The organism is Staphylococcus sp. NWU MK-U1 (assembly GCF_033283505.1).
Classification (GTDB): domain Bacteria; phylum Bacillota; class Bacilli; order Staphylococcales; family Staphylococcaceae; genus Staphylococcus; species Staphylococcus haemolyticus.
On record NZ_JAVSMG010000002.1, the window covers coordinates 267,110 to 288,334 of the forward strand.

At 30.4% G+C, this 21,225-nt stretch carries 20 protein-coding genes and 1 pseudogene; 20 read left to right on the plus strand and 1 reads right to left on the minus strand.

Going from position 1 to position 21,225, the window contains the following annotated elements; all coding sequences use genetic code 11:
* The first annotated feature begins 31 nt into the window (after nt 1–31).
* Nucleotides 32–784: a DNA repair protein RecO gene (gene recO, locus SBL16_RS04375; protein WP_317952905.1), complete on the plus strand. Its 753-nt coding sequence runs from the start codon at nt 32–34 to the stop codon at nt 782–784.
* Between the two features lie 77 nt (nt 785–861).
* Here recO and SBL16_RS04380 read toward each other — a convergent pair whose 3' ends face one another.
* The gene (locus tag SBL16_RS04380; RefSeq protein WP_037536605.1) at nt 862–2,253 is read right to left on the minus strand and encodes a glycine--tRNA ligase; all 1,392 of its coding nucleotides are present in this window, start codon (nt 2,251–2,253) and stop codon (nt 862–864) included.
* Nucleotides 2,254–2,591: 338 nt separating this feature from the next.
* Between SBL16_RS04380 and SBL16_RS04385 the strand changes: the two genes are divergently transcribed.
* The 19 genes and pseudogenes from SBL16_RS04385 (at nt 2,592) to SBL16_RS04475 (ending at nt 21,224) form a co-directional block, all read left to right on the plus strand.
* Nucleotides 2,592–3,215, plus strand: coding sequence for a helix-turn-helix transcriptional regulator (locus SBL16_RS04385; RefSeq protein WP_075140644.1), 624 nt, complete (start codon nt 2,592–2,594; stop codon nt 3,213–3,215).
* Nucleotides 3,216–3,226: 11 nt separating this feature from the next.
* Nucleotides 3,227–4,042, plus strand: a complete 816-nt coding sequence (locus tag SBL16_RS04390) for a pyruvate, water dikinase regulatory protein (RefSeq protein ID WP_107613775.1) — start codon at nt 3,227–3,229, stop codon at nt 4,040–4,042.
* 59 nt (nt 4,043–4,101) lie between these two features.
* Nucleotides 4,102–5,907: a DNA primase gene (gene dnaG / locus SBL16_RS04395; RefSeq protein ID WP_317952906.1), complete on the plus strand. Its 1,806-nt coding sequence runs from the start codon at nt 4,102–4,104 to the stop codon at nt 5,905–5,907.
* Between the two features lie 302 nt (nt 5,908–6,209).
* Nucleotides 6,210–7,316: an RNA polymerase sigma factor RpoD gene (gene rpoD / locus SBL16_RS04400; RefSeq protein WP_011275651.1), complete on the plus strand. Its 1,107-nt coding sequence runs from the start codon at nt 6,210–6,212 to the stop codon at nt 7,314–7,316.
* Between the two features lie 245 nt (nt 7,317–7,561).
* A complete protein-coding gene (locus SBL16_RS04405; RefSeq protein WP_107612078.1) occupies nt 7,562–8,251 on the plus strand; it encodes a tRNA (adenine(22)-N(1))-methyltransferase in 690 nt (229 codons plus the stop codon).
* Nucleotides 8,241–9,341: a Nif3-like dinuclear metal center hexameric protein gene (locus tag SBL16_RS04410; RefSeq protein WP_107612077.1), complete on the plus strand. Its 1,101-nt coding sequence runs from the start codon at nt 8,241–8,243 to the stop codon at nt 9,339–9,341. The genes SBL16_RS04405 and SBL16_RS04410 overlap by 11 nt, the downstream gene beginning before the upstream one ends.
* 47 nt (nt 9,342–9,388) lie before the next feature.
* A complete protein-coding gene (locus tag SBL16_RS04415; protein ID WP_107612076.1) occupies nt 9,389–10,735 on the plus strand; it encodes a DEAD/DEAH box helicase in 1,347 nt (448 codons plus the stop codon).
* A 9-nt stretch (nt 10,736–10,744) separates the two neighbouring features.
* Entirely contained in the window at nt 10,745–11,635 is an 891-nt protein-coding gene (locus tag SBL16_RS04420; RefSeq protein WP_317952910.1) for a deoxyribonuclease IV, read from the plus strand.
* A 247-nt stretch (nt 11,636–11,882) separates the two neighbouring features.
* A complete protein-coding gene (locus SBL16_RS04425) occupies nt 11,883–12,659 on the plus strand; it encodes a metal ABC transporter ATP-binding protein (RefSeq protein ID WP_037536591.1) in 777 nt (258 codons plus the stop codon).
* A gap of 62 nt (nt 12,660–12,721) precedes the next feature.
* Nucleotides 12,722–13,584, plus strand: a pseudogene (locus tag SBL16_RS04430) (metal ABC transporter permease).
* Nucleotides 13,571–13,993 (plus strand): Fur family transcriptional regulator, encoded by a 423-nt coding sequence (locus SBL16_RS04435; protein WP_011275658.1) that lies wholly within the window; start codon nt 13,571–13,573, stop codon nt 13,991–13,993. Before SBL16_RS04430 ends, SBL16_RS04435 begins: the two are co-directional and overlap by 14 nt.
* Before the next feature lie 453 nt (nt 13,994–14,446).
* Nucleotides 14,447–15,046: a superoxide dismutase gene (locus SBL16_RS04440; protein ID WP_107612073.1), complete on the plus strand. Its 600-nt coding sequence runs from the start codon at nt 14,447–14,449 to the stop codon at nt 15,044–15,046.
* A gap of 127 nt (nt 15,047–15,173) precedes the next feature.
* Nucleotides 15,174–17,219 carry a peptidoglycan D,D-transpeptidase FtsI family protein gene (locus tag SBL16_RS04445; RefSeq protein ID WP_107612072.1) on the plus strand — a complete coding sequence of 682 codons (2,046 nt, stop codon included), beginning with the start codon at nt 15,174–15,176 and terminating at the stop codon, nt 17,217–17,219.
* A gap of 117 nt (nt 17,220–17,336) precedes the next feature.
* Nucleotides 17,337–17,486 (plus strand): 50S ribosomal protein L33, encoded by a 150-nt coding sequence (gene rpmG / locus SBL16_RS04450; RefSeq protein WP_011275661.1) that lies wholly within the window; start codon nt 17,337–17,339, stop codon nt 17,484–17,486.
* A gap of 235 nt (nt 17,487–17,721) precedes the next feature.
* Entirely contained in the window at nt 17,722–18,258 is a 537-nt protein-coding gene (locus tag SBL16_RS04455) for a 5-formyltetrahydrofolate cyclo-ligase (protein WP_107612071.1), read from the plus strand.
* A 15-nt stretch (nt 18,259–18,273) separates the two neighbouring features.
* Complete coding sequence (locus SBL16_RS04460; protein WP_317952915.1) at nt 18,274–19,731, plus strand: rhomboid family intramembrane serine protease; 1,458 nt, start codon at nt 18,274–18,276, stop codon at nt 19,729–19,731.
* Nucleotides 19,715–19,918 carry a YqgQ family protein gene (locus SBL16_RS04465; RefSeq protein ID WP_037536577.1) on the plus strand — a complete coding sequence of 68 codons (204 nt, stop codon included), beginning with the start codon at nt 19,715–19,717 and terminating at the stop codon, nt 19,916–19,918. Before SBL16_RS04460 ends, SBL16_RS04465 begins: the two co-directional genes overlap by 17 nt.
* Nucleotides 19,915–20,901 (plus strand): ROK family glucokinase, encoded by a 987-nt coding sequence (locus SBL16_RS04470; protein WP_107612069.1) that lies wholly within the window; start codon nt 19,915–19,917, stop codon nt 20,899–20,901. The genes SBL16_RS04465 and SBL16_RS04470 overlap by 4 nt, the downstream gene beginning before the upstream one ends.
* Nucleotides 20,901–21,224, plus strand: coding sequence for an MTH1187 family thiamine-binding protein (locus SBL16_RS04475; protein WP_011275666.1), 324 nt, complete (start codon nt 20,901–20,903; stop codon nt 21,222–21,224). The genes SBL16_RS04470 and SBL16_RS04475 overlap by 1 nt, the downstream gene beginning before the upstream one ends.
* Nucleotide 21,225 lies beyond the last annotated feature (1 nt).

The window sequence follows — 21,225 nt, forward strand, 5'->3', positions numbered from 1 at the left end:
AAATATTTGATTTTAGGAAGGTCGTGAAACTATGCTCGAAAAACAAAAAGGTATCATCATAAAATCCGTAGATTATGGAGAATCTGATAAAATTATTACAATATTAAACGAGCATGGTGCAAAAATACCATTAATGGTTAGACGAGCTAAAAAATCAAAAACAGGTTTGCAAGCCCATACGCAACTATTTGTGTATGGCTTATTTATTTATAATAAATGGAAAGGTATGGGTACATTAAGTTCAGTTGATGTTATCAATCAATATTATGATTTACGTTTAGATATATATAATAGTAGTTATGCTACGTTATGTGCAGAGACAATTGAACGTTCTATGGATAATGATGACATTTCACCATTCCATTATAAACTTTTACACTTCGTACTCGAAAAGATCTCAAATGGTGATTCAGCTCAATTAATGTCAATTATAGTTCTTTTAAAATGTATGAATCGTTTTGGGTTTACAGCATTTTTTAATCACTCAGCTATTTCAAATAGCTTTGATCAATCAAAATTAGTTGCGTATAGTTTTGTATATGATGGAACTATTCTTGAATCAGAATTATATAAAGACCCACATGCCTTTCGAATATCTAACAAAACGTTATACTTATTAGATGTTTTACAAAAATTACCCATTGATAAAATGAATCAATTTAACATTAGTCAAGAAATATTAGATGAAATGTCTGAATTAATATTATTAATCTATAAAGAATATGCAGGCATATACTTCAAAGGTCAAAAGCTAATTAACCAACTTAAACGTATAGAATATTAATATACAACAATATTCACACTTAAAACCCCACCACAAAGAAATTTGAGGTGGGGTTAGTACTAATTATTCTTATTTTATTAGAATGCCACTTTTTCAGCTAAAAATGTTTCTAATTCTGAAATAGGCATACGCACTTGTTCCATTGAATCACGGTCACGTACTGTAACTTGATTATCTTCTAATGAGTCAAAATCAAATGTAATACAATAAGGTGTACCAATTTCATCTTGTCTACGGTAACGTTTACCAATTGATTGAGACTCGTCAAAATCAATTGCAAATTTAGAACTTAATTGTTCGAAAATCTTAATAGCTTCTTCAGATAATTTTTTACTTAATGGTAAAACAGCCGCTTTATAAGGTGCTAGAGCAGGGTGGAAATGCATCACTGTACGTGCATCTTTGCTTCCTTCAACACCTTCTTCTTCATATGCATCACATAAGAATGCTAATGTAACACGATCAGCACCAAGAGATGGTTCAATACAGTATGGAACATACTTTTCGTTTGTTTCAGGGTCGTGATATTTAAAGTCTTCACCTGAATGTTCACTATGTTTTTTCAAGTCAAAGTCAGTACGGCTTGCGATACCCCATAATTCACCCCAACCAAATGGGAAGCGATATTCGATATCTGTCGTAGCATTAGAGTAATGAGATAACTCTTCTTCGTCATGGTCACGCAATCTCATGTTTTCTTCATTGATATTTAAATCTTTTAACCATTGACTAGCAAATGTTTTCCAATAATTTTGCCATTCAATTTCTTCACCAGGTTTACAGAAGAATTCCAATTCCATTTGTTCGAATTCTCTAGTTCTGAAGATGAAGTTTCCTGGTGTAATTTCATTACGGAAAGACTTACCAATTTGACCAATACCAAATGGTAATTTTTTACGCATAGAACGTTGCACGTTTTTGTAATTCACAAAAATACCTTGTGCAGTTTCTGGTCTTAAGAAAATTTCATTTGTAGAATCTTCTGTAACACCTTGGAATGTTTTAAACATCAGATTAAATTGACGAATATCTGTCCAATTAGCAGTTCCACTTACCGGGCACACAATACCTTCATCATCAATAATACGTTTCATTTCTTCGAAACTCAAACCATCAGCGATAAAGTTTTCGTCGCCTTTTTCTTTTTGCATGTAATCTTCAATTAATTTATCTGCACGATAACGAATCTTACTATCTTTATTGTCAATCATAGGATCATTAAAGTTACCTAAGTGACCTGAAGCTTCCCAAGTTTTAGGATTCATTAAAATTGCAGCATCAATACCAACATTAAATGGTGATTGAGTTATGAACTTCTGCCACCATGCTTTTTTTACGTTATTTTTTAATTCAACACCTAATGGGCCATAATCCCATGTATTTGATAATCCACCATAAATATCACTACCAGGAAATACAAATCCTCTGTGTTTCGCTAATGATACAATTGTTTCCATATCTTTAACCATATAATCTCTCCTTATTTAATACATAAAAACGCCCCAAGACAATAAATAAATGTATTAATTACATTTATCATTATCTTGGGACGAGTTAATTTATTTTACTATATTGTTTTAATATAGTTGATACCTTAATAACCCGCGGTTCCACCCAAATTAGTGTAGCCACTCTCTTTTATAAAGTTTTAATATTAGCCAAATTAAAATTGTTAAGCTTACACCATCCTTAACTCGCTTACTATTAGTTTAATAGATTGATTATTTAATAGCAAGAAATTATATGTATTTGTAGCTACATAAATAAATAGGTATAATAGACGTGAATAAAAAAGGGGTGAAGACCTATAGAACTTAGTAAAAGACAAGAGCAAATCATTGAAATAGTCAAAAGCGGTGGACCCATCACTGGAGAACACATTGCCGAAAAATTAGATTTAACGCGTGCTACTCTAAGACCTGACCTAGCAATTTTAACTATGTCCGGTTTTTTAGAAGCTAGACCTCGAGTTGGTTATTATTATTCAGGAAAATCAAAAAACAAATTAATGACCGATAAATTACGCCAATATGTTGTTAAAGACTATATGTCTCCACCAGTCATTGTAAAAGAAGATATGACTGTTTATGATGCTATTTGTACCATCTTTTTAGAAGACGCAGGTACTTTATTCATTACAAATGAGCACAATGATTTTATAGGCGTTTGTTCAAGAAAGGATTTGTTACGAGCATCTATGATTGGTGAGGATATTCATACAATGCCTATCAGTGTAAACATGTCTAGAATGCCTAACTTAACTTATTTAGAAGAAGATGAACTTATTATATATGCTGCAGATCAAATGATAGAGAAAGAAATCGACTCAATACCCATTGTAAAAAATAAAGGTAATAATAAATATCAAGTCACTGGTAGAATTTCAAAAACAACAATTGCAAAATTATTTGTATCATTATTTAAAGAATAGGTGGTAGAACGATGGAAAATATAAAGATAATCATCGCTTCTGATTCAATTGGAGAAACTGCTGAATTAGTAACAAGAGCATGTATTTCTCAATTCAATCCAAAGGAATGTAAACATGAATTTTTAAGGTATCCTTATATAGAGACAAAAGAGGATATTGATGAAGTTATTCAAGTAGCAAATGACAGAAATGCAATTATAGTTTATACGTTAGTTAAACCAAAAATGAAAACTTATTTGGAAAGTAAGATAGGTACTAATAAGTTACGTTCTATTGATATTATGGGACCATTGATGGGCTATTTGAAAGATGCTTTTGATGAGAATCCATATAATCAACCTGGTAGAGTCCATCGTTTAGATGACGCTTATTTTAAGAAAATTGATGCGATTGAGTTTGCGGTAAAATATGATGATGGAAAAGACCCTAAAGGATTACCTAAAGCGGATATTGTATTAATTGGTGTTTCAAGAACATCTAAAACTCCTTTATCTCAATATTTAGCCCATAAAAGTTATAAAGTGATGAACGTTCCAATTGTACCTGAAGTAACCCCACCGGACATGTTATTTGACATTGACTCATCAAAATGCATCGCTTTAAGAATTAGTGAAGAAAAATTAAATCGTATTAGAAAACAACGTTTGAAACAGCTCGGATTAGGTGATTCAGCTAGATACGCTAATGAAATACGTATTAAAGAAGAGATTAAATATTTCGAAGATATCGTAGACAGAATTGGATGTGCAGTCATTGATGTATCTGATAAAGCAATTGAAGAAACAGCTAATGATGTAATTAACATAATCGAAAGCCAATCAAAATAGTTTTAATTTATCTTTAAACAAAGTATAATATTATGACTACAATTTATAGGTGATATATATTGCGTATTGAACAATCAGTAATTAATGAAATTAAAGATAAGACCGATATTTTGGATTTAGTAAGTGAATATGTAAAATTAGAAAAGAGAGGACGCAATTACATTGGTTTGTGTCCTTTTCATGATGAGAAGACGCCTTCGTTTACTGTATCTGAAGATAAACAGATTTGTCATTGCTTTGGTTGTAAAAAAGGTGGTAATGTCTTTCAATTTACTCAAGAGATAAAAGATTTATCATTTGTAGAGGCTGTAAAAGAGCTTGGAGAAAGAATTAACATTTCAGTTGATATTGGTAATAGTAGTGACTATACAAGTCAAATAGCATCGGATGATTTAACAATGATTGAGATGCATGAATTAATGAATGAATATTATCAATATGCTTTGCTTAAGACAGTAGAAGGTGAAGATGCATTAAATTATCTAACAAAACGTGGTTTTACTGAAGAGCTTATTAAATCACGTGGTATTGGTTATGCGCCTAATCATACTCACTTTTGTCATGACTTTTTACAACAAAAAGGGTATGATATAGAACTCGCGTACGAAGCTGGTCTTTTATCACGAAATGAAGAAAATTTCAGCTATTTTGATAGGTTTAGAGATCGCATTATGTTCCCTTTAAATAATGCTCAGGGTCGTATAGTAGGCTATTCAGGTAGAACATATAATAATCAAGAACCTAAATATTTAAACAGCCCGGAAACTCCCATATTTCAAAAGAGAAGATTATTATATAATCTTGATAATGCTAGAAAGGATATACGAAAAAATGATGAAGCCATATTATTAGAAGGATTTATGGATGTAATTAAATCCGATTCATCAGGTCTAAAACCGGTCATTGCAAGTATGGGAACAGCTATATCAGATGAACACATTAATGTTCTAAAAAAATTAACATCTCATATTACTCTAATGTTTGATGGTGATTTCGCTGGTCAAGAAGCAACAATTAAAACTGGGCAACACCTTTTACAACAAGGATTTAATGTTTTTGTTGTTCAATTACCTAAAGATATGGATCCAGATGAGTATATATCAAAATATGGTAATGAAAAATTTCTTGAATATGTAAATAATGAAAAGAAATCATTTATCATTTATAAAGTAAATAAACACAGAGATGAAATTGCTAATAATGACTTAGCTTATGAACGTTATCTTAAAGAAGTTACCCAAGATATTGCATTAATGAATTCTCAAATTTTGCAGAATAAGATAATCAAAGATGTAGCACATATATTTAATGTTGATTCTAATACTCTAAATAGCAATGTGTTGAATCAACAACAATATATTCCTAACGAACCTCATTTTAATGATTATCAATCATATGATAGTGAAATACAAAATAATACAAATAATTTATTTAGTCATTTATCAAAACATGAAAGCGCTGAAAGAGCCTTACTTAAACATTTTATGAATGATAAAGACTTATTCTTAAATTATCATAAGCAACTTGAAAGTGATGACTTTGATAATCAATTTTTCAAACGTATATATAGTGTTTTAGAAGATTTTTACGCTGAAAATGACAGTTATACAATTAGCGATATGATACTTTACACAGATAATGATAATTTGAGAGATGCAATTATCGCTTTGGATAATTATGATTTAAATCAAGAGCCTTATGATAGTGAAATAGAAGATTACATGAATGTCATCAATGAATCAAAGTATGGAGATACACTTGAAGAATTAAATCATAAATTACGTGAAGCGTCACGGATAGGCGACGTAGAATTGCAAAAATATTATTTGGAACAAATCGTTAATAAAAATAAAGCTCGTATGTAACTCATTATGATAAAAACTGCTATGAAATTGCATACTTTAATAAATCATATAAATAGTATTTCTATTTAATAACCATTATTGTATAATGGTTATTATGCGTTTTTAACGGGTAGATATGGAACATAAGTAATATTTAATAAATGTGATGTCGTTTAAATATAATTGTTATTAAACATTCAAATATTGAATATGAAATGTTACCATTATTATGAATTTTTATTAATACTTTTCTTATTATATTGAAATATTATATAATTAAATATCTTGTTTGAAAGCATATATTACTATTGGGAGGCCTTTTCATGTCTGATAACCAAGTTAAAATTAAAAAACAAACAATAGATCCGACATTAACATTAGAAGATGTTAAGAAACAATTAATCGATAAAGGTAAAAAGGAAGGTCACCTTAGTCATGAGGAAATAGCCGAAAAATTACAAAATTTCGATATGGATTCTGATCAAATGGATGATTTCTTTGACCAATTAAATGATAATGATATTAGTTTAGTAAATGAGAAAGATAGCTCAGATACTGATGAAAAATTAAACCCAAATGATTTAAGTGCCCCTCCAGGTGTTAAAATCAATGACCCTGTAAGAATGTACTTAAAAGAAATTGGTCGAGTTAATCTACTAAGTGCTCAAGAAGAAATTGAATTAGCTAAAAGAATTGAGCAAGGTGATGAGATTGCTAAGTCTAGATTAGCTGAAGCTAATTTACGACTAGTTGTAAGTATCGCAAAAAGATATGTTGGACGTGGCATGTTATTCCTTGATTTAATTCAAGAGGGCAACATGGGATTAATAAAAGCTGTTGAGAAATTTGATTTTAGTAAAGGATTCAAATTCTCCACTTATGCAACTTGGTGGATTCGACAAGCAATTACAAGAGCGATTGCCGACCAAGCACGTACAATTAGAATTCCAGTTCACATGGTTGAAACAATTAATAAGTTAATACGTGTTCAAAGACAATTATTACAGGATTTAGGTCGTGATCCTGCACCTGAAGAAATCGGGGAAGAGATGGATTTACCTCCAGAAAAAGTACGTGAAATTCTTAAAATTGCTCAAGAACCAGTATCATTAGAAACACCAATAGGTGAGGAAGATGATAGTCATTTAGGTGATTTCATTGAAGACCAAGAGGCTCAAAGTCCATCTGACCATGCAGCTTACGAACTTTTAAAAGAACAATTAGAAGATGTTTTAGATACACTTACTGACCGTGAAGAAAATGTTTTACGCTTAAGATTTGGTTTAGACGATGGTCGAACAAGAACACTTGAAGAAGTTGGTAAAGTCTTTGGTGTTACACGTGAAAGAATTCGTCAAATTGAAGCAAAAGCACTAAGAAAACTTAGACATCCAAGTCGAAGTAAGAGATTAAAAGACTTTATGGATTAATTTTAATAATTCGAGTTAAAACTTTATTTGTTTTCAATGCTCATAGAGTACTTATCGTTTAAAATTTTGAAATATTCATTTCAATTAATTTATTAGTTAGTTTGTAGCATTTACTAATTAATGATTCTATTATCTACCATGATAATTCAATTCCATTTTAAACGTTACTACATTGAGCTAAAGAGAATTTTAGGCTGAGACACTTAACTTTGTCCCAGTCTCTTTTTATAGTAAAGGAGATACCTATGATAACTTTAAATCAAAGATTAACTTCTGTTTGCAATTACCTTGTTCCTGGAAAATTGGCTGACATTGGTTCTGACCATGCATATCTTCCAATTTATGCGATTCAAAATAATTTAATCTCTAGTGCTATTGCTGGGGAAGTTATTAAAGGTCCATATGAAGCAGCAAGAAAAAATGTATTAGTAAATCAACTTAATGATGTAATTGATGTTCGATTAGGGGATGGATTGAGTGTTTTAAGCAAAAACGAATCAATACAGAATATAACTATTTGTGGTATGGGCGGTCCACTAATTGCTAAAATATTGAAAGAAGGAAAAGAGCATCTAGTTCAAGGTCCTAGACTAGTTCTGCAAAGTAACATTCAGACTGAAGCGTTAAGATATACTTTAATGTCTATCAACTATCACATTGTTGATGAGATTATTATGGAAGAAAAAGGACATATTTACGAAATAGTTGTAGCTGAATACAATACGACTAGTGATAATTTGAATAATAAAGAATTAAAATTTGGACCTAAGCTATTACAAAAGAAAAATGAAATTTTTTATAAGAAATGGAATCATGAATTAGAAGCACTTAAACATATTCGCAATCAATTGAATTCAGAATCACATCATGAGAGACTTAAAGAAATAGATAATGATATATCATTAATTACTGAGGTGTTAAATAATGAAGATTAAAGAGTTAATGTCTATTATTGATAATCACGTTCCTCTCAAAACAGCAGAAAGTTGGGACAACGTTGGATTACTTATAGGTAGTAATGAATCTGAAATCAATGGTATCTTAACTACACTGGATTGTACCGACGCAATTGTTAACCAAGCAATAGATAATGATTACAACACGATTATCGCTCATCATCCACTCATTTTTAAGGGTGTAAAATCAATTATTGATGATGGTTATGGGCAATTAATTCAAAAAATTATTCGTCATGATATTAACCTCATTGCTTTACACACGAACCTTGATAACCACGTTAATGGTGTAAACCAAATGCTAGCTAATAAATTAAAGTTGAACAATATACAATTTTTAACACAAGAAAATGAAACCTATTTTAAAGTTCAGACTTATATACCTAAGGAAGATATAGAAAACTTTAAAAATAGTCTTGATCTAGTAGGACTTGCAAAAGAAGGTAATTATGAATATTGTTTTTATGAATCTGAGGGCCGCGGTCAGTTCAAACCTGTAGGTGAAGCTAAACCATATTTAGGTCAAATAAACAATATTGAATACGTGAACGAAGTTAAAATTGAATTTATGATTAAAGATAGTCAATATGAATTAGCTGAAAAAGCAATAATTAGCAACCATCCTTATGAAACGCCAGTTTATGATTTTATTAAAATGACTAAAACTGCTAATTATGGACTTGGTAAAATCGGTAATATGGAAGAAGCAATGCCATTAGCTGAATTTGTGAAATTTGTGAAAAAGCAGCTTGATATACCTAGTGTTAGATATACTGGTGATTCTGATAAACTCATTCGAAATGTAGCAATCATTGGTGGCTCTGGAATTGGATTTGAATCGCTTGCATTCAATAAGGGTGCTGATATCTTTATAACAGGGGATGTTAAACACCATGATGCACTAGATGCACAGACTAACGGCATAACCATTTTAGATATTAATCATTATAGTGAATATGTAATGAAAGAGGGACTGAAAGATTTATTGAAGCATTGGTTAAATACTGAAAATGTAAACTTCCCAATTGAAGCTTCTAATATTAATACAGACCCATTCAATTATAGCTAAATAAAATTTAATCAACATCAATTGAATATTTTAAGGAGGCCTAATCGATGGCAACTCATCCATTTGAGTTATTTAATTTAGACTCAAAACTTATAGAAGCAATTAAAGATTTAAAATTTGAAAAACCAACTGAAATTCAGAATAGAATAATTCCTAGAATTAAAAAAGGAGTTAATTTAATAGGTCAATCTCAAACAGGTACAGGGAAATCTCATGCATTTTTATTACCGTTAATGGATAAAATAGACGTTGAAAACAAAGAACCTCAATCTATCGTGGTGGCTCCTACAAGAGAATTAGCACAACAGTTATATCAGGCAGCAAACCATCTAGCTACTTTTAAACAGGGCGTTAAAGTTAGTTTGTTTATTGGTGGTACAGATATAGAGAAAGATAGACAGCGTACAAGTAATCAACCGCAATTAGTAATAGGAACACCAACTAGAATTAATGATTTAGCTCAAAGTGGTCATTTACATGCGCACTTAGCATCTTATCTTATTGTGGATGAAGCTGATTTAATGATTGATTTAGGATTAATTGAAGATGTAGATTTAATTGCATCTCGCCTAGATGAAAATGCACATATAGCTGTCTTCAGTGCTACTATACCTAAATCCTTACAACCATTTTTAAATAAATATCTTAGTAATCCTGAGTATGTAGAAGTTGATTCTAAATCTCAAAATAAAAAAAATATCGAATTCTATCTAATTCCAACTAAAGGTACTGAAAAAGTAGATAAAACACTTCAATTAATTGATATTTTAAATCCGTACTTATGTATTGTATTTTGTAATAGTAGAGATAATGCGGATGAATTAGCTAATTCATTAAATGCAGCCGGTATTAAAGTTGGCATGATACACGGAGGTTTAACACCTAGAGAACGCAAGCAACAAATGAAACGTATACATAATTTAGAATTTCAATTTGTTATCGCAAGTGATTTAGCTTCTCGAGGTATAGACATTGAAGGCGTTAGTCATGTTATTAATTTTGACGTACCTAAAGATATTGACTTCTTCACACACCGTGTGGGTAGAACAGGTAGAGGTAATTATAAAGGTGTGGCAATAACTCTTTATAGTCCGGATGAAGAACATTTAATCACACTAATTGAGGATAAAGGCTACCATTTTGAAAATGTTGATGTGAAAAATAATGAATTAACACCAATTAAAGCACATAATACTCGACGTAAGCGTGTAAGAAAAGACGATCACTTAACGAACGAAGTGAAACATAAAGTGCGAAGTAAGACTAAAAATAAAGTCAAACCAGGTTATAAAAAGAAATTCAAACAAGAAGTCGAAAGAATGAAGAGACAAGAAAGAAAACAATTTAGTAAAAGACAAAATAGACAACAACGAAAAAATAATAAAAAGGGTTAGGTGAAAGCAATGTTACTTGGGTCACATGTTTCTATGAGTGGTAAAAAGATGTTAGAAGGTTCTGCAGAAGAAGCACACAAATTTGGTGAGTCTACATTTATGATTTATACTGGTGCACCTCAAAATACAAGAAGAAAGAGCATAGAGGATTTAAATATCGATAAAGGACATGAAGCCATGGATAAATATGGTTTATCTAATTTAGTCGTCCATGCTCCATATATTATAAACATCGCTAACACTACAAAACCGGAAGTCTTTCAATTAGGGGTAGATTTCCTTCAAAATGAAATTGAACGAACACAAGCTTTAGGTGCTAAAGATATTGTTCTACATCCTGGTTCACATGTTGGCGCTGGTGCTGATAAAGGTATTCAACAGATTATTAAAGGTTTGAATGAAGTTTTAACTCATGATAATGATGTGCGTATCGCTCTAGAAACTATGGCTGGAAAAGGATCTGAAGTTGGACGAAGTTTTGAGGAAATCGCACAAATTATTGACGGGGTTACTCATAATGATCGATTATCAATCTGTTTCGATACATGTCACACTCATGATGCTGGATATAATATTAAAGAGGATTTCGATGGTGTATTAAATGAATTTGATAAAATTATTGGCTTAGATCGAATAAAAGTGGTTCATGTTAATGATAGTAAAAATGAGCAAGGTGCTCATAAAGATAGACACGAAAATATTGGATTCGGTCACATTGGATTTGACGCATTAAATTATGTAGTACACCATGATGTTTTCAAAGATATTTCTAAAATTTTAGAAACACCTTATGTTGGTAAAGATAAAAAAAATAAGAAACCCCCTTATAAATTTGAAATAGAGATGTTAAAAGCACAACAATTTGATTCAGAATTAAAAGATAAAATTCTTCAACAATAATTACTATTAATTGGAAGCTGAATCAAATATTAATATTTAAGGCTATGATGTAATAAAACAATAGCTATATAACCTTAAAATCGTTAAACCTTAACTCTTCACAGACTTAATAATTTTCTCAGGAGTGATACAATGAATTTTACAATAATTCTGTATCGCTCCATTTTATTATCTATTAAATCAAGTCGTAAACATTACTATTTACAACTTCTAAACTTAATTGTATAGTATTAAACGAGGTGAAATAATGAATCAACCTGTTTTTGAATTAAAAAATATCGATTATCAATTTGATAATAAGCAAGTTTTAGAAAATATTAATATACACATAAATAAAGGAGAATTTTTAGCAATTGTAGGTCCCAATGGAGCAGGTAAGTCTACTTTACTAAAAATCATATTAGGGTTGCTTCCGTTGCAAAAGGGCGAAATATATATAGATGGAAAATCATATAAAAAGCAAAACCAATCTGCTTTAAAGATAAGTTACGTATCACAAAAAGCTACAGCTTTTAATGCTGGATTTCCAGCTAGTGTTAAAGAAGTGGTACTTAGTGGTCTTACTAAAACAAAGAAGTTATTTCAAAAGTTTAATAAAAAAGATGAAGCACTTGTCGATGACGTTTTAACTAGATTAAATATTAATCATCTTATCAACAAGAATATTGCAGAACTTTCCGGCGGACAACAACAGCGTGTACTAATTGCGAGAGCTTTAATCTCCAATCCTTCTGTCTTAGTTTTAGATGAACCTACAAATGGTATTGATGCAAAACATGTAAGCGAATTTTATGAAACGCTTGAAAGATTAAAAGATGAAGGTATAACGATTATATTAGTAACACATGACATTGGCGTTGTAGCTGATACAGCAACAAAAGTAGCATGCTTAAATAAACATTTACATTTCCATGGATCTACCGAGGACTTCAAAAAACTAGACGAAGTTGAAATTTCTAAAATTTATGGTCACCCCATTAAATTTGTAGATCATCAACATAATAGAGAATGTTGTGAAGTTTAAAATATAATATATTAGGAGTAACATAATGAATGTATTAATTAAACAAGTAAGTGGTGATATCCATGATTGAAGCGTTATTAAATTTCGACTTCATGAGATATTCATTACTTAGTGGTATTTTAATTGGATTTATTGCACCTTTAATTGGTGCTTTTATAGTTGTAAGAAGATTATCTTTGATTGCAGATGCGCTTAGCCATGTTACACTAGGCGGTATCTCATTTGGCATGTTTGTACTAACTTTGTCACCCGCACTAGCTATTATTAATCCGATGTGGTTTGGTATATTATTCGCTATTGTAGGTGCGCTTTTAATTGAAAAGTTAAGAACATCGTATTCTAACTATCAAGAGATTGCCATACCAATTATTATGAGCGCAGGGATTGCACTAAGTGCCATTTTTATTTCTCTTGCAGATGGATTTAACCAAGAAATAGTAGGTTTACTATTTGGTTCCATAAGTGCGGTCAGTCTTAGTGATTTATTAACGGTTGTAGTTATAGCAATTGTCGTTATTTTATTTATTACTTTATTTTATAAAGAATTATTTATACTTTCATTTGACGAAGAATATAGTAGAGTTATAAATATTCCTAAATGGATTCAATTTTTATTTATAGTTATCGTGGCTATGGTAATTTCTGCTTCAATGAGAGTGGTTGGCATACTTTTAGTCAGCGCATTAATAACATTACCCATTGCTATAGCAATGAGAATAACTAAAGGTTTCAAACAATTAATCATTTTAAGTGTCATAATTGGCGAATTTTCAGTTATAATGGGCCTTGTTTTAGCATTTTATATGAATATTTCACCAGGTGGTGTTATTGTAGTACTATTAGTTTTATTATTAGGACTTACAATGTTATTTCAAAAATCAATTGTAAGACTTAAAAAGGGGCAATAACTTATGAATACAAATGATGCAATTAAAATTTTAAAAGATAATGGTTTGAAATATACTAAGAAACGTGAAGATATGATTAATATTTTTGTTAAAGAAGATAAATACATTAATGCAAAACATATTCAACAACAATTAGACAAAGATTATCCAGGTATCTCTTTCGATACAATTTATCGTAATTTACATTTATTTAAAGACTTAAAAATTATTGAGAGTACTGAATTAGATGGTGAAATGAAATTTAGAATTGCTTGTATGAATCATCACCATCATCACTTTATTTGTGAAAATTGTGGTGATACTAAAGTCATTGATTTTTGCCCAATTGATCAAATAAAGGTGTATCTACCTAATGTAGATATTCACACCCATAAACTAGAAGTTTATGGCGTGTGTGAAGAATGTCAAAAACAAAACTCAAAATAAATTTTTTTAATTATAAATATCAATTGTTTTTGCTCATACACTTAAATAATTTAAAAATGAATTACTGTAAGACTAAAATGCAAATATATTAGCAATCTAAACTGAGAAAGTGTTAATTGTAGCTTTCTCAGTTTTTTTGAGTCAGTCGACTGAAAATCCCATTAAAGAATTAATAGATTTTCAGAATAGAAAATAAATCATATTTCAATTTAATTTAACAATCTTAAAATTAAATGTAATTAAAAAATTTTGATATACATAGGTCAAAAGTAGGAATTATTTAAAAATAACCAATTATAGTCTGTAATTATGTTTAAAAGTTATCATTTTGAGTTATATTATAAAAGTAAGTTGATAATAAGCGTATTAATATTAGTTGCAAGCAAATATTTTGTTGCTTAGTTAATAACTTGTTATTATAAATGTAACGAATTTTTAGGAGGATGATTAATTATGGCTTTTGAATTACCAAATTTACCATATGCAGCAGATGCATTAGAACCACACATTGACAAACAAACTATGGAAATCCATCATGACAAACATCACAACACTTATGTTACCAAATTAAATTCTGCAGTTGAGGGAACAGATCTTGAATCTAAATCAATTGAAGAAATTGTTGCTAACTTAGATAGTGTACCTGAAGATATTCAAACAGCTGTTCGTAATAATGGTGGCGGACACTTAAATCACTCATTATTCTGGGAATTATTAACTCCTAATTCTGTAGAAAAAGGTACTGTTGTTGATAAAATCAAAGAACAATGGGGCTCTTTAGATGAATTCAAAAAAGAATTCGCTGACAAAGCAGCAGCTCGTTTCGGTTCAGGTTGGGCATGGTTAGTTGTTAACAATGGTCAATTAGAAATTGTTACTACACCTAACCAAGATAACCCATTAACTGAAGGTAAAACACCTATCTTAGGTTTAGATGTTTGGGAACACGCTTATTACCTTAAATATCAAAACAAACGTCCAGATTATATTAGTGCTTTCTGGAATGTTGTTAACTGGGAAAAAGTTGACGAATTATACAATGCAACAAAATAATTCTATATTTCCTAATTAACATGTGGCCTCTATTAGAGGCCACTTTTTTTATTAAAATGATGGTAATATGTTTAATTTTCATATATCATTTATGAGTAAACATGTTTAATAATTGAGGTAGGTTATCTTGCTTAAAAGGTTAAAGGAAAAGTCTAATGATGAAAAAATAAAGCACACAATGAATAAACGAATAAGTTTTGTGTTTGGTGCTATTGTAGTTATATTTGGAATTATAGTTTTAAGGTTAGGATATTTACAAATTGCGCAAGGCTCCCATTATAGCCAACTAGTAAAAAACGATGAAAACATAACTGTAAATGAATCTGTTCCTAGGGGAAGAATTCTTGATAGGAATGGAAAAGTATTAGTAGATAATGCTTCTAAACTAACGATTACATACACAAGATCTAGGAAAACAAGTCAAAAAGATATGCTCGATACTGCAAAAAAATTGTCTTCTCTCATTACTGTGAAAACTGACAAAATTACTGAAAGAGATAAACAAGATTTTTGGATTCAGAAACATCAAGATGAAGTAGACAAATTAATGAAAAAAGAAACTTCAATGTTAAATGAAGGTAGTATTACCCAAGATCAATATGATAAACAATTATATAAAAAAGTTGGAGACAAACAAATTAATAGTTTATCAAAAAAAGACTTGCAAGTTTTAGCAATTTATCGTGAAATGTCTGCTGGTTCTACCATGAACCCGCAAACAATTAAGAATGAGGATGTAAGTGAAAAAGAATATGCTGCAGTGTCACAGCAACTTGATAGTCTTCCAGGTGTAAATACAACTATGGATTGGGACCGACGCTATCCTTATGGAGATACATTAAGAAGTATATTTGGTAGTGTATCTACATCAAGTGAAGGTATTCCTAAAGAATTGACCGAACAATATTTAGCTAAAGGTTATTCTCGAAATGATAGAGTTGGAAAATCTTATTTAGAATATCAATATGAAGATATTTTACGTGGTAAGAAAAAAGAAATGAAATATACTACTGATAAATCTGGAAAAGTCATAAACTCTGAAGTAATCAATCCTGGATCTAGAGGCGATGATTTACAGTTAACAATTGATATAGACTTACAGAAAAAAGTAGAATCTTTATTAGAAAATCAAATCAAGACGTTACGCAGTCAAGGTGCTAAAGATATGGATAACGCGCTTATTGTAGTGCAAAATCCTAAAAATGGCGATATTTTAGCTATGGCAGGAAAACAAATCGATAAAAATGGTAAGCTAACAGATTATGATTTAGGAAACTTTACTGGTCAATTTGCAGTTGGTTCTTCAGTAAAAGGTGGAACCCTATTAGCTGGATATCAAAATAATGCGATTAAAGTTGGCGAGGAAATGATAGATGAGCCACTTCATTTTAAAGGTGGATTAACAAAACGCTCATACTTTAATAAAAATGATAAAGTCAGAATTAATGATAAAGAAGCATTAATGCACTCTTCAAACGTATATATGTTTAAAACTGCTCTTAAATTAGCCGGAGATCCTTACTATAGTGGAATGGGCTTACCTACAGATATAAGTGAAGCTGGCCAGAAATTAAGAAAAGGGCTAAATCAAGTCGGATTGGGAGTTAAAACAGGTATTGACTTACCAAATGAAACAATAGGTCAAATTGAACCATTAACAAACAATTCAGGCAATTATCTTGATTTATCAATTGGTCAATATGACACATATAGTCCAATTCAATTGTCACAGTACGTTTCTACAATAGCTAATGATGGTTATAGAATCCAACCGCACATTGGATTAGCAATTCATGATGCTACAAATAGTGATGACATAGGACCTGTTAAACAAAAAATCAAAGGTAATGTATTAAACAAAGTAAACAATTCTGAAGATGAAATTAATGAAGTTCAAAAAGGGTTTGAGATGGCATTCAATAAGCAAGATGGAACAGGTTATTCAAGTTTCCACAAAACTAAAGTACCATCTGCAGGAAAAACAGGTACTGCTGAAGTATTCCAGGACGGTGAATCTAGAGTTAATTCAACATATATAGGTTATGCACCTATCAAAGATCCTAAATTATCATTCTCAATTGTATATACAAATCAACCTGTCCCACCACCATGGTTAAATGGCGGAGACCTAGGAAGAGATGTAATTAATTATTACTTTGACGATAAAAAATAACTATTTTATTTTTAATGAATTGAAATTTTTTAGAGCATCAAAAATAATACTTTTCAATTTTTAAACTAAGTGGTATGATTATAAAGTCGTATTTAGAAAAGGTAAGGAGGATTTAACATGCGCGTAAATGTAACATTAGCTTGTACAGAATGTGGAGATAGAAACTACATTTCTACTAAAAACAAAAGAACTAATCCTGAACGTGTTGAAATGAAAAAATATTGTTCACGTGATAATAAACACACTTTACACCGTGAAACTAAATAATAACTCATCTAAAGAGTTTGTTTCAAAAATAATATTATAAGACTACATTGCTAATTTGCAGTAGCCGACTTGATAGTTAAACGCTAAAGTTGCGTTTTTCGGCTCAAGTCATCCTTAAAGGGGCAAGACTATGAATCCATAATGGATTCTGTCTAGCTCCTTTTTTATTTCATCTAAATGACATCATCTTTTAATAACGTTATAATATATATAGTGTTTAGAGAGTGGGGATGTTATGACTAAAAAAGAGATTAGAAAAGAAATATTATCTCAAATGAAACAATTAGAAAAAGAACACAAACTTCGTGCAGACGCATGGTTGAAGAATCAATTAATCAATAATACTGAATATAAAAACGCGAAAAGAATAGGTATTGTTTTATCTATGCCTCATGAAGTAGATACTTATCCCATCATCGAAACGATGTTATCTGATGATAAGAAAGTCTTTGTTCCTAATACAAACTACAAATTAAAAGAAATGAATTTTAAACAGCTATTATCTTTAAACCGACTTGAAAAAGATGAAAAAGGCTTATTATATGTTAATGATGACACTGAAATTACTGATCAATTAGATTTAATTGTTGTTCCTGGAGTTGCTTTTAGAGATGATGGTTATCGAATAGGTTATGGTGGAGGATATTATGATCGCTTCTTAAGTGATTCAAATGCCAATACTATTAGTTTAATTTATGACCTACAATTAACACAGTTTGATATCGAATCCCATGATCAACCTGTTGAAAAATTAATAATTTTCAATACTTAAATTTTGGAGGAATTAATGGATACAGAAAAATACTTCTGGAAGTCTATCTATTATTTTATAAAATATTACAATTATCACATTGTAAATATTGATAAAAATGATAGTGAAATTTGGCTTATACATAAAAAGAAAAACAAGCTAGTGATATTTAGGAAAGATATCGCTTCTAACCAAGAAATTCAGTTTGATAAAGCTAAAATGTTGGATAATTATCAACAATATGAGGATGACCTCAATTTTAAATTAAAAAGCGTTAAATATTATTATTTCACAGATCAAATATTTGATAATATCAAATCCGCTGACTCTAGTCCCATTAAAATAGAAAGCATGAGTATTTCAAATAACAATGATTTAAATAAATTGATTCATAATAATATATTAACTAAATTAATGTTTAGACAAGATAACAAACTATCAAATTACTATAAGCGACGTGTATTGTCACAAAACCCAATTGATAAACATATGTTGCGTTTTACACCTATGACATATGGGTTAATCATAATCAACGTTTTGATATGGCTAATAATGATTCTTTATCTAAATCATTTTTCCGATGTTAAATTACTAGATTTAGGTGGATTAGTACACTTTAACGTCGTTCATGGCGAATGGTATCGACTTATAACATCCATGTTTCTACACTTTAATTTTGAGCACATTTTAATGAATATGCTGTCATTATTTATTTTCGGTAAGATAGTCGAATCTATAGTCGGCCCGTTAAGAATGTTAGGGATTTATGTAATTTCTGGTTTACTCGGAAATTTTATTTCACTATCATTTAATCTTCATACTGTATCTGTAGGTGCTAGCGGAGCTATTTTCGGGCTAATTGGCTCAATTTTTGCAATGACGTTTGTAAGTAAGACCTATACTAAAAAAACAATTGGTCAAATGTTAATCGCATTATTAGTGCTAATTGTTTTATCATTATTTATGTCTAATATTAATATTATGGCTCATCTAGGAGGATTTATTGGTGGTGTTTTAATCACTTTAATTGGTTATTATTTCACAAACAATCGTAATTTATTTTGGATTCTCTTAATTATATTGCTTGTTTTGTTTGTTGCATTACAGGTAAGAATTTTTACTATTAAAGAGGAAAATATTTATGATAAATTAATTGAGGATGCTATATTAGACTATAATTATAAAGAGGCAAGTTCAATTGTAAACCATACAATTGACAAAGGTTATGATGACGATCGAACGTATTATTTAAAGGGGCTTATAACAGCAGCTACAAGTTCTAGAGCAGAGGGCATGGCGGATTGGGAACGCGGTTTAAAAAACCATCCGAATTCTGGTCTTTTAAACTATGAACTTGCAATTGCCAATAGAGCACTTGATGATAATGAAAAAGCACTCAAATATGTAAAAAAAGCTTTAACTATTAATTCTGACGATAATGATTATAAAAATTTAAAAAAAGAGTTGGATCAATCAAATGAATCGAGAAATTAAAAATTTCTATGATGTATTACAGCTTTTAAAGCGTTATGGATTTATTATATATTTTAAAAATCCAAACGATATGTATGAAATGATGCTACAAGAAATAAAATCATTATATCATTACGAACTATTATCTAAAGATGAATACCTTAAATGTATTTTACTAATTAACCAAAGAAGGAATGAGCATAAATGAAAGATATTATTTTAGCAGCAGATATTGGTGGGACAACTTGTAAACTTGGAATATTCAATGGCGAACTCGAACAACTACACAAATGGTCTATAAAAACAGATACGTCTGACCACACGGGGAAAACATTATTAAAGAATATCTATCATTCATTTAACGAAACACTTTCAACTCACCAATTAGAAATTGATGATGTCATTGGTGTTGGAATTGGTGTACCAGGGCCTGTTGATTTTGAAACTGGCATTGTTAATGGGGCAGTTAATTTGCATTGGCCAGGTAGTGTAAATGTTCGACAAATATTTAGTGAATTTATTAACTGTCCTGTGTATGTTGATAATGATGCTAATGTAGCAGCATTAGGAGAAAAACATAAAGGTGCAGGTCAAGGTGCTGACGATGTAGTTGCTATAACATTAGGTACCGGTTTAGGTGGAGGTATTATCTCTAATGGTGAACTTGTCCATGGTCATAATGGATCAGGTGCAGAAATAGGTCACATCAGAACTGATTTTGATCAACGCTTTAATTGTAATTGTGGTAAATCAGGTTGTATAGAAACTGTTGCTTCTGCTACTGGTGTCGTTAATTTGGTTAATTTTTATTATCCAAAATTAACGTTCAAATCATCAATATTACCGTTAATAAAAGACAATAAAGTTACAGCTAAAGCCGTATTTGATGCCGCTAAAGCAGGTGATCAATTCTGTATCTTTATTACTGAAAAAGTGGCAAACCACATCGCTTATTTATGTAGTATTATTAGCGCAACAAGCAATCCCAAATACATCGTTTTAGGTGGAGGTATGTCAACAGCTGGTTTGATTTTAATCGAAAATATTAAAACTGAGTACCACAACTTAACATTCACTCCCGCTCAAAAAGATACTGAAATTGTTCAAGCTCAACTAGGTAATGATGCAGGAATAACTGGTGCAGCAGGGCTAATTAAAACATATATATTAGAAAAGGGTGGTGTTAAATAATGGCTATTGTTGATGTAGTTATTATTCCAGTTGGAACTGAAGGACCAAGTGTTAGTAAATATATTGCAGAGATACAAATGAAATTAGAAAGTTTTAAACAAGAAGGAAAAATTGATTATCAATTAACTCCAATGAATACTCTAATCGAAGGGGATTTAAAAGACTTATTTGAAGTAGTACAGGCAATCCATGAATTGCCGTTTAATAAAGGTATTGATAGAGTTTGCACAAACCTACGTATAGATGATAGACGCGATAAATCACGTAAAATGAACGATAAACTAAAATCAGTTCAAAAACATATCGATAATCAAGGAGAATAAT

Bases quoted from the DNA above. Each gene is read 5' to 3' on its own strand.
- SBL16_RS04410 (WP_107612077.1), top strand. From the start codon at position 8,241: ATGAAGATTAAAGAGTTAATGTCTATTATTGATAATCACGTTCCTCTC.
- SBL16_RS04425 (WP_037536591.1), top strand. From the start codon at position 11,883: ATGAATCAACCTGTTTTTGAATTAAAAAATATCGATTATCAATTTGAT.
- SBL16_RS04415 (WP_107612076.1), top strand. From the start codon at position 9,389: ATGGCAACTCATCCATTTGAGTTATTTAATTTAGACTCAAAACTTATA.
- rpoD (WP_011275651.1), top strand. From the start codon at position 6,210: ATGTCTGATAACCAAGTTAAAATTAAAAAACAAACAATAGATCCGACA.
- SBL16_RS04475 (WP_011275666.1), top strand. From the start codon at position 20,901: ATGGCTATTGTTGATGTAGTTATTATTCCAGTTGGAACTGAAGGACCA.
- SBL16_RS04460 (WP_317952915.1), top strand. From the start codon at position 18,274: ATGGATACAGAAAAATACTTCTGGAAGTCTATCTATTATTTTATAAAA.
- SBL16_RS04470 (WP_107612069.1), top strand. From the start codon at position 19,915: ATGAAAGATATTATTTTAGCAGCAGATATTGGTGGGACAACTTGTAAA.
- SBL16_RS04440 (WP_107612073.1), top strand. From the start codon at position 14,447: ATGGCTTTTGAATTACCAAATTTACCATATGCAGCAGATGCATTAGAA.
- rpmG (WP_011275661.1), top strand. From the start codon at position 17,337: ATGCGCGTAAATGTAACATTAGCTTGTACAGAATGTGGAGATAGAAAC.
- SBL16_RS04420 (WP_317952910.1), top strand. From the start codon at position 10,745: ATGTTACTTGGGTCACATGTTTCTATGAGTGGTAAAAAGATGTTAGAA.
- SBL16_RS04435 (WP_011275658.1), top strand. From the start codon at position 13,571: ATGAATACAAATGATGCAATTAAAATTTTAAAAGATAATGGTTTGAAA.
- SBL16_RS04455 (WP_107612071.1), top strand. From the start codon at position 17,722: ATGACTAAAAAAGAGATTAGAAAAGAAATATTATCTCAAATGAAACAA.
- SBL16_RS04390 (WP_107613775.1), top strand. From the start codon at position 3,227: ATGGAAAATATAAAGATAATCATCGCTTCTGATTCAATTGGAGAAACT.
- SBL16_RS04465 (WP_037536577.1), top strand. From the start codon at position 19,715: ATGAATCGAGAAATTAAAAATTTCTATGATGTATTACAGCTTTTAAAG.
- SBL16_RS04380 (WP_037536605.1), bottom strand. From the start codon at position 2,253: ATGGTTAAAGATATGGAAACAATTGTATCATTAGCGAAACACAGAGGA.
- SBL16_RS04405 (WP_107612078.1), top strand. From the start codon at position 7,562: ATGATAACTTTAAATCAAAGATTAACTTCTGTTTGCAATTACCTTGTT.
- recO (WP_317952905.1), top strand. From the start codon at position 32: ATGCTCGAAAAACAAAAAGGTATCATCATAAAATCCGTAGATTATGGA.